15 protein-coding genes are annotated in these 13,540 nt (G+C 60.6%); 9 read left to right on the top strand and 6 right to left on the bottom strand.

Annotated elements, in window-relative coordinates; translation table 11 throughout:
• The first annotated feature begins 24 nt into the window (after positions 1-24).
• The 5 genes from PSH96_RS17435 to PSH96_RS17415 all read left to right on the top strand — a co-directional run bounded on the left by PSH96_RS17435 (position 25) and on the right by PSH96_RS17415 (position 5,074).
• The gene (locus PSH96_RS17435) at positions 25-297 is read left to right on the top strand and encodes a hypothetical protein (protein WP_305454064.1); all 273 of its coding nucleotides are present in this window, start codon (positions 25-27) and stop codon (positions 295-297) included.
• 114 nt (positions 298-411) lie between these two features.
• Positions 412-1,236, top strand: coding sequence for a DUF692 domain-containing protein (locus PSH96_RS17430; RefSeq protein WP_305460096.1), 825 nt, complete (start codon positions 412-414; stop codon positions 1,234-1,236).
• Positions 1,233-1,985, top strand: coding sequence for a DNA-binding domain-containing protein (locus PSH96_RS17425; protein WP_305454062.1), 753 nt, complete (start codon positions 1,233-1,235; stop codon positions 1,983-1,985). Before PSH96_RS17430 ends, PSH96_RS17425 begins: the two co-directional genes overlap by 4 nt.
• A gap of 530 nt (positions 1,986-2,515) precedes the next feature.
• Complete coding sequence (locus PSH96_RS17420; RefSeq protein WP_305454060.1) at positions 2,516-3,880, top strand: MFS transporter; 1,365 nt, start codon at positions 2,516-2,518, stop codon at positions 3,878-3,880.
• A 66-nt stretch (positions 3,881-3,946) separates the two neighbouring features.
• Positions 3,947-5,074 carry an MFS transporter gene (locus tag PSH96_RS17415; protein ID WP_305454059.1) on the top strand — a complete coding sequence of 376 codons (1,128 nt, stop codon included), beginning with the start codon at positions 3,947-3,949 and terminating at the stop codon, positions 5,072-5,074.
• On the opposite strand, the gene PSH96_RS17410 is transcribed toward PSH96_RS17415, so the two are convergent.
• On the bottom strand, positions 5,075-5,596 hold the full coding sequence (locus PSH96_RS17410; protein ID WP_305454058.1) for a DUF3087 domain-containing protein: 522 nt from the start codon (positions 5,594-5,596) through the stop codon (positions 5,075-5,077).
• A 117-nt stretch (positions 5,597-5,713) separates the two neighbouring features.
• Between PSH96_RS17410 and PSH96_RS17405 the strand changes: the two genes are divergently transcribed.
• Positions 5,714-5,890, top strand: coding sequence for a hypothetical protein (locus tag PSH96_RS17405; protein WP_305454057.1), 177 nt, complete (start codon positions 5,714-5,716; stop codon positions 5,888-5,890).
• Positions 5,891-5,905: 15 nt separating this feature from the next.
• Positions 5,906-6,106, top strand: coding sequence for a DUF6021 family protein (locus PSH96_RS17400; RefSeq protein WP_305454056.1), 201 nt, complete (start codon positions 5,906-5,908; stop codon positions 6,104-6,106).
• 1,104 nt (positions 6,107-7,210) lie between these two features.
• Here PSH96_RS17400 and PSH96_RS17395 read toward each other — a convergent pair.
• On the bottom strand, positions 7,211-7,447 hold the full coding sequence (locus tag PSH96_RS17395) for a DUF6555 family protein (protein WP_017137532.1): 237 nt from the start codon (positions 7,445-7,447) through the stop codon (positions 7,211-7,213).
• Between the two features lie 120 nt (positions 7,448-7,567).
• On the opposite strand from PSH96_RS17395, the gene PSH96_RS17390 reads away from it, so the two are divergent.
• Both PSH96_RS17390 and PSH96_RS17385 read left to right on the top strand, forming a co-directional pair.
• The gene (locus PSH96_RS17390; protein ID WP_305454054.1) at positions 7,568-8,401 is read left to right on the top strand and encodes an arylamine N-acetyltransferase; all 834 of its coding nucleotides are present in this window, start codon (positions 7,568-7,570) and stop codon (positions 8,399-8,401) included.
• A 124-nt stretch (positions 8,402-8,525) separates the two neighbouring features.
• Positions 8,526-9,278, top strand: coding sequence for an outer membrane beta-barrel protein (locus PSH96_RS17385; RefSeq protein WP_056861692.1), 753 nt, complete (start codon positions 8,526-8,528; stop codon positions 9,276-9,278).
• A gap of 335 nt (positions 9,279-9,613) precedes the next feature.
• Here the strand turns inward: PSH96_RS17385 and PSH96_RS17380 are convergent, their stop codons facing one another.
• The 4 genes from PSH96_RS17380 to nuoM all read right to left on the bottom strand — a co-directional run bounded on the left by PSH96_RS17380 (position 9,614) and on the right by nuoM (position 13,510).
• Positions 9,614-9,928, bottom strand: a complete 315-nt coding sequence (locus tag PSH96_RS17380) for a DNA-binding transcriptional regulator (RefSeq protein ID WP_017137525.1) — start codon at positions 9,926-9,928, stop codon at positions 9,614-9,616.
• Positions 9,918-10,268 (bottom strand): toxin, encoded by a 351-nt coding sequence (locus PSH96_RS17375; protein WP_305454053.1) that lies wholly within the window; start codon positions 10,266-10,268, stop codon positions 9,918-9,920. The genes PSH96_RS17380 and PSH96_RS17375 overlap by 11 nt, the downstream gene beginning before the upstream one ends.
• 238 nt (positions 10,269-10,506) lie before the next feature.
• Entirely contained in the window at positions 10,507-11,970 is a 1,464-nt protein-coding gene (gene nuoN, locus PSH96_RS17370) for an NADH-quinone oxidoreductase subunit NuoN (RefSeq protein ID WP_017137523.1), read from the bottom strand.
• A 7-nt stretch (positions 11,971-11,977) separates the two neighbouring features.
• Positions 11,978-13,510: an NADH-quinone oxidoreductase subunit M gene (gene nuoM / locus PSH96_RS17365; protein ID WP_017137522.1), complete on the bottom strand. Its 1,533-nt coding sequence runs from the start codon at positions 13,508-13,510 to the stop codon at positions 11,978-11,980.
• Positions 13,511-13,540: the final 30 nt, after the last annotated feature.

Below are 13,540 nucleotides of genomic sequence, written 5' to 3'. Positions count from 1 at the left end.
ACAGCACTCAAAAAGGAAATACCCATGAACACTGCACTCAAATCCCGTCTGAGCCTCGCCGCTGCCGCCGCCCTGATTGCCATGGCGTCGGGGTCATTCGCCGGTGCCGCCAGCGCCGCCGACCAGCAGGAAAAACCCGGCCGTTGCTACGGCGTCAACAGCTGCAAGGGCGAAAGCCTGTGTGCCACCGCCAAGCACGACTGCAAGGGCCTTAACAGTTGCAAGGGCGAGGGTGTGATCGTCAAGACGCCGTCTGAGTGCCTTAAGGCCGGCGGCACGTTGACTGAGCCGAAATAACGCCTTCCTGTGGCGAGCAAGCTTGCTTGTGCAGCGCCTCCAGAAACGGGCGACTGCTGCGCAGCCGAGCGGGAGCAAGCTCCCTCGCCACAGTTTTTTGCTGGAGTACCGATGATGCCGACATTTAACCCGCGCTTTTCCGGCTATGGCCTGGGGCTGCGCAAGGAGCACTACGGCGATTTCCTGGAAACCTCGGTGCCGGTGGATTTTGTTGAAGTGATCTCTGAGAATTTTATGGTCGCAGGTGGGCAACCACGGCACATCCTGCGCCAGATCCGCGAGCGTTACCCGGTGGCGCTGCACGGGGTGTCGATGTCGATCGGCACCGCCGAAGGGCTGGACCAAGCGTACCTGCGGCGCCTCAAGTCGCTGGTCGATGAGGTGCAGCCGCTGTTTGTCTCCGATCACCTGAGTTGGTCGCGCAGCGGGGGTTTCAATGCCCACGACTTGTTGCCGGTGCCCTATACGGACGAGGCTCTGGACCGCGTGTGCGCCAATATTCATCAGGCCCAGGATGTGCTGGGCCGCACGCTGCTGGTGGAAAACCCATCCAGTTACCTGGCGTTTGACGGGGCCTGCATGAGCGAATGGGCATTTATTACCGCCATGGCCGAGCGCACAGGCTGCGAGTTGCTATTGGACGTCAACAATGTGTTTGTCAGCGCCAGCAACCATGGCTTTGATGCCCTGGCGTTTCTCGACGGTATTCCCGCCGAGCGCGTGCGCCAGATTCACTTGGCCGGCCATAGCCAGGGCCGTGAGCTGTTGATCGACAGCCACGACAGCCCGGTGTGTGCCGGGGTCTGGGATTTGTATGCCAAGGCCATTGCGCTGCTGGGGCCGGTGGCCACGATGATCGAGCGCGATGATGCCATCCCGCCGCTGGCCGAGTTGCTTGAGGAGCTGTCGAAGGCACGGGCTTTGGGGCGGGCACGATGAACCTGGCGCAGTGGCAGCAGGCATTTCGCACCTGGCTGGTGAGTGGGTCGGATGATTCGGCCCGGCTGCTGGGCGACCGGCACGCAGGCCTGGCCGTGTACCAGAACAACTATCGCGCGCAGTTGGTGGGTTGCCTGCAACAGGCGTTTCCCCTTGTGCGACGTTGGCTGGGAGAGGAGGCGTTTCTGGTGGCCAGCATTACCCATATCGACCAGCAACCCCCGCATGCCTGGACCCTGGATGCGTATCCCGAAGGGTTTTACGCAACCTTGAAGGCCGTGTTGCCGAATAACCCGGATGTGCACGAACTGGCTTGGATCGAGTCGGCGCTCAATGAGGCGTTTGTCGCCGCCGATGCGTCGCCCTTGCCGTTGCAAGCCCTGGCCGAGTTGGATTGGGACAGCGCCGTTTTACGCCTGACGCCGTCGTTGCGCTGCCATGCACTGACCACTAATGCCGAGGCTATCTGGTCGGCACTGTGGCAAGACACGGCTGCGCCGCAGGCGATGATGCTGGCAGAGGCCGGTGGTGTGTTGGTGTGGCGGCGTCAGTACACCTCACGTTTACGCCAGGTCAGTGCGTTGGAATTTGAGGCCGTGTTGCACCTGCAGGCCGACGGCAGCTTTGCCGGGCTGTGCGAGTTTCTGGTGGCGCGCCTGGGTGAAGAGGCGGGTGTGGCCCAGGCCGGTGAGTACTTGGCCGGGTGGTTGGGCAGTGAGTTGATCGTTGAGCCTGTGGCGATTGAGTAATGTGTGGCGATTGGGCTTGTTGTTTGTGGCGAGCAGGCTTGTTGTTTGGGACGAGCAGGCTTGTTGTGGCGAGCGGGCTTGCCCCGCGTTGGGCTGCGAAGCGGCCCCAAAACTGGCGACCAAATCTGTCAGGAGTACCCGAGGTGGCTTTACTGGGAGTGCTTCGCACTCCAACGCGGGCAAGCCCGCTCGCCACAACAAGCCCGCTCGCCGCATTAGCCCCGTTCGCAACGCAAATGTGGCTTGCCCTAATGCCAGTCAGTTAAGCGAACGAAATGCTCAAAGCAGCGAAGATCAAATGTGGGAGCGGGCTTGCCCGCGAAGACGTCGGCCCAGCAAACATTGATGTTGACTGACCCACCGCTTTCGCGAGCAAGCCCGCTCCCACAGGGGATCTGCGCTTAACTGACTGGCATTATGGCTTGCCCCAGCCATCAAACATGAAAATTCGGACAGCCAGGCAATTGGCCACTGAAAAAAATCCGCGCAGCCCGTAATCTAATCGCCCTTGTCACCTGTGCGGATTGTTCATGTCTTCTGTTGCCGATGGGCTGCCTTCCAATAAACGCTTGCCGGCGGTGATCGCCTTGTCTTTGGGCATTGGCATGGCAACCCTGGACACCGCCATCGTCAATACGGCGCTGCCGACGCTGGCACAGGGTATTGGCACTGATTCGGCCTCGGTGATCTGGGTGGTGAACGCCTACCAGCTGGCGATTATCGCCACGGTGCTGCCGTTCGCGTCGCTCAGTGATGTGCTCGGCCACCGGCGCGTGTACCTCGGTGGTTTGCTGCTGTTTATTGTCTCGTCGCTGTTTTGCGGTTTGGCCGGTTCTTTGCTGACCCTGACCGCCGCGCGGGTGGCCCAAGGGCTGGGGGCGGCGGCGCTGATGAGTGTCAACACGGCGTTGTTGCGGCATATCTATCCGTCAAAAATGCTTGGGCGCGGCCTGGGCTATAACTCGCTGGTGGTGGGGTTGGCCTTCACGCTGGGGCCGACCGCCGCATCGGCGATTCTGTCGGTGGCGAGCTGGCATTGGCTGTACCTGATCAATGTGCCGCTGGGGCTGCTTGCCCTGGGGTTGGGCCTGCGTTCATTGCCGACACTGCCGTTGACCGGCCACGCGTTCGATCGGTTGTCGGCGCTGTTGTGTGCCGGCCTGTTCGCGCTGTTGGTACTGGGCCTGGGCACGGCGGTGCATGACGCCCAAGGCACACTGACCCTCGGTTTGATTGCGTTGGCGATGGTGTGCGGTGCATTGCTGTTGCGCCGTGAGGTCGGCCACCCGGCGCCGATGCTGGCTGTGGACTTGTTCAAGCGCCCGGTGTTTGCGCTGTCTTCCCTCACGGCCATCTGTGCGTTCAGCGCTCAGGGCCTGGCCTTTGTATCACTGCCGTTTCTGTTGCAGGCGGTGCTCGGCCATAGCCAGGTGGCAACCGGTTTTCTGATGACACCGTGGCCTGCGGTGGTGGCGGTGATGGCTTTGGTGGCGGGGCGTCTGGCGGATCGTGTGTCGCTGGGCCTGTTGTGCGGCATCGGTTTGCTGATGCTCAGCGCGGGCATGGCAGCGTTAGCGACCTTGGGCAGCGGCGCCAGCGCTTTTGATATCGGCTGGCGCATGGCTTTGTGCGGCGCCGGTTTCGGTTTTTTCCAGTCACCCAACCTCAAGGCGATCATGACCAGTGCGCCGTTGGCCCGCAGCGGTGGGGCCAGTGGCATCGTCGCGATTTCACGCTTGCTGGGGCAAACGCTGGGGGCCTCGTTGGTGGCGTTCTGTTTCCACCTGTCCCTGGGCAGCGGCCCGCAATACGCGCTGTGGCTGGGCTGTGGGTTTGCGCTGGTGGGCAGTGTGGCCAGTGGGCTGCGCCTGTTGCCGTATAAACACAAGGTTTAGCCCTTGTAAAACACGCGGCGGCAACGCTAACGTGGCGGCCTGAATATTTCGGGATGTTTCAGATTTATGTCCAGCCTGGCCCTACGCACTGCTGATACCACCTCCCGACGTGCCGCACTGACCCTCGCGTTATGCCTGCCCAGCGACGTGCTGCTCTACTTGCTGCTGCCCATGGAATCCCAGGCCTTTGGCATCACCCTGGCCCAGGCCGGGGTGTTGCTGGCAGCCAACCGCCTGGTGCGGATTTTCGGCTACCGCCATGTATTGAATTTCTACGCCCATAATGGCGACCGGCTGACCTGCATGATCGCCGCCGGTGCCGCCACGGTGTGCGCCTTGGGTAACTCGATGCTGTCTGGGTTCGCCGCATTGTTGGGGCTGCGGCTGATCTGGGGCCTGTGTTTTGCCGCGCTGAACCTGTCGACCCAAGTGTTGGCCACTTCTGAGCCAGCGGGCGCGGCGCGCAGGGCAGGGCGCTCCAGGGCGGTGATCGCCCTGGGGCCGATGCTGGCGCTGCCGCTGGGTGGCTGGCTGACCCTGTGGGCCGGGCCGCGACCTATCTTCCTGATTCTCGCCGGCTGCTGCCTGGCAGGCCTGTGGGTGGCGCGTGGTTTGCCCACCGTCGGGCATGATTTGCACAGCACCGGGCGGCGCTTCAAGTGGCCGGACAGCGTGGCGGTGTGGTCGTTTATCGAAGGCGTGGCGTTGGACGGGTTGTTTATCTTCGGCTTGTCGATCCAGGCGCAGAAGATTCTTGGCGGCGATGCGGTACTGATCGCCGGCGGCCTGATGGCCCTGCGCTATGCCTCGGAGATGCTCCTGAGCCCGCTGGGTGGGCGTGCGGCGCAGCGGTTTGGCGCCACCTCGATGCTGCTGTTGTTTTCGTTCTTGAGTGCCTTGGCGCTCACGGCATTTGGCAGTTATTGGGTGATCGTCGGCGCGGCCGCGGTGCTGGTGCTGCGCGCCTTGCAACTGCCACTGGTGACCACCTTGGTGGCCGAGCGCAACCCTGGCTCGATGCGCGTTTCCGCGCTGGCCTCCAATGCGGTCTGGCGTGACGTCGGCGCCGGCCTTGGGCCGCTGATGGCGGGGTTGCTGCTACCGGTTGCGTCGGCGCCGTGGGTGTTTGGCCTGGCGGGCGCCGCGATTGCCGTCAGCGCCGTGTTCTGCTGGCGCGCGAAGGCTTCCAGCTGATTATGGGTTTTTAAAGCCTTCCAGCCAGCTGGGGTCGAAGCGGGTTTGGTCGGTGTCGATCCCCAGTGCCTGCATTTTCGCCCTATGGGCTTCCATCTCGCCGACCAGTTGCGCCTGGGCGCTGGAGTTGGCGTCCAGCTCATGCATCTGCGTCAGCCCCAGGTGGTAAAAACGCAGGACCTTGAGGGCGGTGGGGTCGTTGGCCTGTACGCGTTCTTTGAGGGTGTGCATCACATTGGTCACGCGCATCAGGTTGCGCTTGAGCTGCCAGCCGTACACTGCAGGCGCCAGCCATGGCTGGGTCCAGAATGGGCCGCGCACCAGGGCGACGGTGATCAATACCCCGGCGAATACGCCGCCGACATTAAAACGAAAATTGTCGCCGCCGGGGTCGCCGAACAGCATCACCGCGAGGGTCGACAGCAGCATGGCCAGGGCCATGAACAGCACGGCGATGATCAGCGTGCTGCGGCGGGTTTGTTGGCGGAAGGTGGTGGGGTCGCAGGGTTTGAGCTCGAACATCCGGGTCAGGTCTCAAGAAAGGCGGGGTGGCATCTTCGCATGCTTTGGGCAAACAAGTTGAACCATGGCTTGGGGTGGTTTCTCTAAATCTGTGTAGCCCTTTTGAGGTAAGCCATCATGTCTGAGTACAAGCAACCGCCGCCGGGTACACCCATCCCTGACCGTACGCCGGGAGAGGAGGAGCGTGACAACGATGCGTTGCGGCCCAATGACCCGGCCGAGCGTCAGGACGATGATGTTGAGCGGGTTGAGGAAGACCTTGAAAACCTGCATGACAGGGCGCGCCCGCTATAGGTTCAGGAGGTGACAGTGAGTAATCATCCAAAAGGCCCGGGTTCGGGCGAGCATGCCAGCGGCGAGGATGAATTGGGGTTTGATCCGGATTCGCCTGATGTGTCGGACCCGCAGGTTGATCCCATTGGGCCGGCAATTGCGCCGTTGGATAAGGACAAGGCGCAGCGCAAAAAGGTGGATTATGATCCGTTGGGGGATCTTAAGAAGCCTGGGTGATGTTGGCGTTTATAGTGTACATATCCATTGCTGCGGTAACGGCGGCCTATGGTTCCGCTCTTACAGCGGGTCACTTTTGGCAAACGCCCCAAAAGTAACCAAAAGGTCTGTGCCCCACCACTCGGCACCTCGCCTAGGCTCGGTGTGCCCGCACTCCGGCTTGAATCCGTGGGCCGCCGCGATGGGCCATCCTTGGCCCAGCGCGGCTAACCCGGCGTCCTGCCGGGTTACCCACGGATTCAAGCCTGCGTTCGGCCATCGTGGTTGACGGGGCGCCTCAGATCAAAAGCAAGATCAAAAGCAGAGCACGGCGGCCTGAAAGCCGACCTGAGTGGTTGAAGCAAAAGCCAGATCAAGTGCAAAGCAACAGCATATCTACCTGATGCAACACAGTCTAAATGTGGGAGCGGGCTTGCTCGCGAATGCGGTATGTCTGTTATAGATGAATTGACTGACCCACCGCATTCGCGAGCAAGCCCGCTCCCACAGTTGACCGTATGCAGTTTTGAACATGAGGTCGACTGTGGATTTGCATGCACCGAAGAGCTGCTTTTCTGTGGGAGCTGGCTTGCCTGCGATGCAGACACCTCGGTACATCAGGCACACCGAGTTGATGCCATCGCAGGCAAGCCAGCTCCCACCTTTGACCGAGTATGGCTCTGCTGTTGCTGTTGCTGTTGCTGTTGCTGTTGCCCTTACATCCTTTTCGATGACGAAGTCAGCGGTCTTTTGATCTGCGCTTGTGATTTTGATCTTGATCTGAAATCGCCCCGTCAAACACGATGGCCGGAATTCGACAGTGATTTGGGGGGTAAACCGGCAGGGATGCCGGTTTAGCCGCCCCGCGCCATGGATGGCGCGTGGCGGCGGCCCCTCAAATCAGTGTCGGATTGCGGGCATGCCGAGCCACAGCGAGGCACCGAGTGTTGGGGCGAGGACTTTTTGCTTACTTTTTGCTGGGCCGGCATTCCGGTCCTTCAAAAAGTGAGCCGCTGTAAGAGCGGAACCATAAGCCGCCGTTACCTAAATAACGGATATACACCCCCCAACACCCCCAAAAACCAAACCCCGCAAAAGCGGGGCCTGATCACATCCAAACGAAACCTACTTGGGCGGCACCCAGGTAACCTCGCTGATCCCAAACTTCTCCGCCCAAGGCCGGGTAGTTTTCTTGACCTGCTCATGGCCCACGCGCCCTATGCGGCTGACATGGGCAATATCGGCGTCGACCGCCGCCCAATGCCACGCTTCAGCGTTATTCATCACCTCGGCGCGCACCACAAAGGATTTCGGTTGACCGTGCAGTTGATAGTGAATGGTGTAGATTTTTGCGGTACTCATGTTGCCTCCCTGTCTTGTTATAGATGGATAGGTGGGCTTTCAAAAAGGTTCACTCAAAATGACAAGTCGTACGCTGGCGCGGCATAGTGACGCACTCGTCACGCGCCCAAGGATCGCGCCATGTCCCGATTGACTCACAGCCAGCTCTATCTGCAGCGTCTGGGTTACGACTCGCCCCCGCCGCCCACGCTCAAAACCCTGCAGGACCTGCAGCTGCGGCACGTCTGCACCTTCGCCTTTGAGAGCCTGTCGACATTGCTGCAGGCCCCGGTGCCGATCGATCTGCCCAGCATCGAGCAAAAGGTCCTGCTGGACGGGCGTGGCGGTTACTGTTTCGAGCTTAACTACCTGTTCCTGGCGCTATTGCAGGCGCTGGGTTTCGACGCACGCGGGCTTACCGGCTGGGTGGTGATGGGCGGGCCGCCTGATGCGCGCACCGGGCGCACCCATCGTCTGAGCCTGGTGACCCTGGACGGCGTGCGTTATGTCACCGATGTCGGCTTTGGTGGCATGGTGCCCAGCAGCCCGTTGCAGCTGGACACCGAGGTGCCCCAGGCCACCGCCCATGAACCTTATCGCCTGACCTTCAACGGTGCCGATTACACCCTGTGGGCGCTGGTGGGCGAGGAATGGCGAGGCTTATATGTGTTCGACCTGCAAGTGCAGGCCGACATCGACTACACCATCGGCAATTGGTACGTGTCGACGCACCCGGCTTCCGTTTTCGTCGGGCAACTGAAAGCGGCGCGGTTGGCGCCGGGTAAACGGCATACCTTGGCCAATGCCAATTACGCGGTTCATTGCCTTGACCAGCCCAGCGAAAAACGCGCAGTCGAAAGTGCCGATGAGTTACTGGAATTGCTGCAGGGCACCTTCGGTATTTGTTTGCCGAAGCATCCGCAACTTCGCCAAGCCCTTGATGGCTTAGTAATGGCAAACTCTAGGGAACCTTGAGTTAGAGCCTTCGCTGAACCGTTTTACCTTCATGTCAATGCAAATTAATTCGAACCTTTGGCAAACGCCGAGGTTCGAACCGTTTCCTGAATAATTTGCTCACCAGACAAGGAGATGTAAAACGATGTCCAAGCTATTCGGAAAATTCCTCAAGGGTTCCTCGTTGCTGGCGCTGGTTACCGCGCCTGCTGTGGTGTTCGCCGCAGCACCCACTGGCCCGATTTCCGTCCTGGGCCTGCAGGGCAGCTATAACGACTTCAAACTCGAAGGTGGCAGCGAAAGCGACAAGGACCACATGCCCGAAGCGGGCCTGTTCTACAACTTCGGCAACAAGCTCACCGCCGAGTCCGGCTTCATTTACCAAGCCGGTATCGAAGCCAAATACGGCGAAAAAAGTAGCAATAAACTCAAGGAAGGCCAGGCTGACCTCGACCTTGGCTGGCGTGCCGCGCTGGACGCGCGCAACTTCGTCGACGTGATCGTCGGTGGTGGCTACAGCTGGACCCGTTACGAGCCGGACACCAACGATTACGACGTCAAGCTCACCAACAAATCGCCGTTTGCCAAGGCCGCGCTGGGTTACAACCACCAGTTCGATGACATGACCCTGCGCGTCGAAGCGGGTGCCCGCCGCACCATCGACGGCCGGGCCAAGCTCAAGGTCGATGGCCTGGGCAGCGACACGGTGGACCTCAAGGATCGCACCAACCCGTACGCCGAAGTCAGCCTGCTGATGAACCAGAAAGGTGACTTGCCGGTGATGGCGGGCCTGTATTACACCCGCACCGAATACAAACTCGACGACGACTCCTATGTCGCCGACAACACCAAGCTCAAGCGCGACGAGTACGGTTTTAAAGTCGGTATCGCGTTCTAAGCGCACGCCTGAATGCGGGGCGGCCAACGCCCCGCATTCGACTGTCCGCCCAAGCCCTGCTTTTTGGCGAATTAAAAAGCGCGCCGATTGCCTGGTACGCGCGTGATAACCGGCTTAGGGTTGTGCCGATCGGGTCTGGCATTACCCACGAGCGGGGTGACTTTGTGTTTTGCTGGGAGCGCTGCGCGCTCCAACGCGGGGCAAGCCCGCTCGCCACAACAAGCCCGCTCGCCAATACAAACCCACTCCACACAACGAGTCTGCTCACCGCAACAAGTCCGCTCGCCACAACCAGCCGTTCAGCACTGCAAGCCGGATCACCACGGTGTGGTTCTTTAGCCTAGTGCAGCGAGCTGCGCCACGGTTTCCGGAAAGCGCGCCACCAGCCGGATCAAGGTGGTGGCCTGGGCGTTGGGCTTGGCCCGGCCTTGTTCCCAGTTTTCCAGGGTGCGCACGTTGGTGCGCAGGTACATGGCGAACACCGAGCGCGAGAGGTTGAGTTGTTGGCGCACGGCGACCACTTCTTCGGCGCTCAGCGGGGCCAGGTTGTTGAGATGGACCTTGTGGGTCCGCAGGGTGACTTTGCCTTGGCGTTCTTCGGCCAGGGCGTCGAAGCCTTCGACCAGTTCGGAAAAGATTTCACGTTTCATGATGTGTTCTCGCTTTGATTTCCCTGTCCAGCATGTGTTTTAGGGCTTTCTTGTGGTTGGGGGTAAGGTCGTCCTGTTCGTGTTTGCCGTACAGGGTGAATAACCAGAATTGCGTGCCGCCCGACCACCAGTAGTAAATGACTCGCAAGCCCCCGCGTTTGCCTTTGTTGCGTCGCTCATCGACGAAACGGACCTTGCGCAACCCGCCGGCTCCCTCGATCACGTCGCCCGCTTGCGGGTTCTTCATCAACTCCTGTTGAAAGCCCTGGAATAGCTCGTCACTCAGATAGTCCCTGCGATGCCGTTCAAAGGCCGGCAACTCGATAAATAGAGCATCCATGTTCTGTACGTAGCCTGCGTATAGTGTGGTGGCCCACGCGCCTTGGGTCAAGTGACCGGGCTGTGGGAACTTTCCTAAAACGCAACCACCATAAGGCCGCCTTCAGCGAGTAGATGCCAGACGAATAGGTAGTAGATGAAGGAAATTTCTACAGTATGAGCAGGTAAAAAAACTGGCCCTCAGAAACGCAAAACGGCGCCCGAAGGCGCCGTTTTGTTTACTGCTTCACTCTAAGCGATCAAACGCCCAGCACCGCGTGCTGCACCAGGGTGAGCAACGGTTGTGGGTATACGCCCAGGAAGAACGCGAGCAGGGCGATGGCCAGCAGCATCACGCCACCTGCCTTCTGTTCCCAGTGCAGCTCGGCGTCTACGCGGCGCAGGTTTGGCTCGATCAGGTACAGGGTGACCATCACGCGCAGGTAGTAGAACACGCCGATGGCGCTGCCCAGTACCAATGAGGCAACCAGCCACCATTCGTGGGCTTCAACACCGGTAGCCACGATGTAGAACTTGCCGATGAAGCCTGCGGTCAGCGGGATACCGGCCAGGGACAGCATCATCACGGTAAGCACGGCGGTCAGGTACGGACGGCGCCAGAACAGGCCGCGGTATTCGTACAGCGCGTCGGCGTCACGGCCTTTGAACGGCGAGGACATCAGCGTAATTACGCCAAATGCGCCCAGGCTGGTGATCACGTAGGTGACCAGGTACACGCCCATGGCTTCCACGGCCAGGCCTTTGCTCGCCACCAGGGCGATCAGCAGGTAGCCGAAGTGCGCGATGGACGAGTAACCCAGCAGACGCTTGAGGTTGTTCTGGGTCAAGGCCAGCAGGTTACCGAACAGGATCGACGCAATGGCGATCACGGTCAGCACGGTGCTCAGCACGCCGGTGTTGGCCGCAGGCGAGATCTGGAACAAACGCACCATCACCGCAAACACAGCAACCTTCGATGCGGTGGCCAGGAACGCAGCCACTGGCGCCGGGGCGCCTTCGTACACGTCCGGGGTCCACAGGTGGAACGGCACCAGGGACAGCTTGAACGCCAGGCCGATCAACATCATCGCCAGGCCCAGTTGGGCAATCGGCGCGGGCATGTTGGTGGCCGCCAGGGCGTGACCGATACCGGTGAAGCTCAGGTTGCCGGCTTCGGCGTACAGCAGGGCCATACCGAACAACAGGAATGCGGAACCGGCAGCCGACAGCACCATGTACTTGATGCCGGCTTCCAGGGAGCGCTTGTTGAAGAAGGCGTAGGCCACCAGGCCGTAAGTCGGGATCGACAGCAGTTCCAGGCCGATGAACAAGCCGGCCAGGTGCTGAGCGCTGACCAGCACGATGCCACCGGCCGCGGCCAGCAGAATCAGCAGGTACAGCTCTTCCTTGTTGCCTGGGTAGCCAGTGCCGCCCTCGCCAAGGTAGGCGTGGGCGAGGGTGACGCAGGCCAGGGTGGCAACCAGGATCAACGCGATGTACAGCAGCGCGAAGTCATCGACCATCATCAGCGGGGTCACGGCCAATGGCGCGACCTTGAGTGCCGGGATGATCGACAGCAGGGCCAGGTTAAGCCCGGCACAAGACAGCAGGAACGTTTGCGAGTGATTGCGGCGCCAGGCGATTGCCAGCATCACCGCCACAACGGTGAGGCTGGTAATCAGCAGCGGCGCAAGCGCGATAAAGTGTTGGATCGTGAATTCCATAGCGCTCTTACCGGGCCGAAGCGAGTTGAGAGAAGGCGGTGCCGATCCACTGCTGCACGCCATGCATCGTCGCGGCAGAAGTGTCCAGGAACGGTTGCGGGTACACACCGATGTAGATCAGCAGCACCGCAAGGCCGAGCACCATGATCAGTTCGCGAGCATCCATCCCTTGCAGGACGGTGTCGGACTTGGCCGGGCCGAAGTAGGCGCGGTGGATCATGATCAGCGAGTAGACCGAACCAAACACCAGGCCCGAGGTAGCAATGGCGCTGATCCACGGCGTGTGGACGAACGAACCCATCAGGATCAGGAACTCGCCGATGAAGTTACCGGTGCCCGGCAAGCCCAGGGATGCGGCGGCGAAGAACAGGCTGATGGCCGGCAGGTACGCGATGCGCGACCACACGCCACCCATTTCACGCATGTCACGGGTGTGCAGGCGCTCGTACAGCTGACCACTGAGGATAAACAGTGCGGCGGCCGAAACACCGTGGGCCAACATCTGGATCACCGCGCCTTGCAGCGCCAGTTGGCTGCCGGAGTAGATGCCGATCAGTACGAAACCCATGTGGGAAACGGACGAGAAGGCAATCAGACGCTTGATGTCGGTTTGCGCAAAAGCCAGGAACGCACCGTAGAAGATCCCGATCAGACCCAGGGTCATGGCGATCGGCGCGAACTCGGCCGAGGCATTCGGGAACAGCGGCAGGGCGAAACGCAGCAGACCATAAGCAGCAGTCTTCAGCAGGATACCGGCGAGGTCGACGGAACCTGCGGTCGGCGCCTGGGCGTGAGCGTCAGGCAGCCAGGAGTGAAACGGCACCACCGGCAGCTTCACCGCAAAGGCGATGAAGAAGCCCAGCATCAGGATGTACTCGGTGGTCAGGGACATCTTGGTTTTCAACAGGTCGGCGTAGTTGAAGGTAATCACGCCGGTGTTGTTGAAGTTGACCAGTACCAGACCCAGGATCGCCACCAACATGATCAGGCCGGAAGCCTGGGTGAAGATGAAGAACTTGGTCGCCGCGTAGATCCGGGTTTTCTTGCCGTCCGAAGAACTGTGACCCCAGAGCGCGATGAGGAAGTACATCGGCACCAGCATCATTTCCCAGAAGAAGAAGAACATGAACAGGTCCAGCGCCAGGAACACGCCGACAACGCCGCCCAAAATCCACATCAGGTTCAGGTGGAAGAAGCCCACGTGACGCTGAATTTCTTTCCAGGAGCAGAGTACCGAGAGGATACCCAGCAAGCCGGTCAGCAGGATCATCAACAGCGACAGGCCGTCGAGGGCCAGGTGCACGTTGATGCCGAAGCGCTGGATCCACACGTGCTTGAATTCAAGCGCGAAGGTGGGATCGACACCCGGTGCCGGTGCGAATGAATAGTCACCGTGGGCCCACAGCCAGAGGCCGAGCGCGAGTTCCAGGGACATGGTCAGCAACGCAATCCAGCGGGGGAGGGTGGCGCCGAAGCGTTCACCCATCCAGCAGAGCAGGCCGCCGATAAAGGGGATCAGGATTAGCCAGGGCAGAATCATGACGGGCTCGTTTCCTTTCGCAAGTTCGCA

It is taken from the genome of Pseudomonas sp. FP2338 (genome assembly GCF_030687515.1).
Taxonomy (GTDB): domain Bacteria; phylum Pseudomonadota; class Gammaproteobacteria; order Pseudomonadales; family Pseudomonadaceae; genus Aquipseudomonas; species Aquipseudomonas salomonii.
The sequence above is the reverse complement of the archived record's forward strand: the minus strand, read 5'-3'. Positions and strand labels throughout refer to the sequence as shown.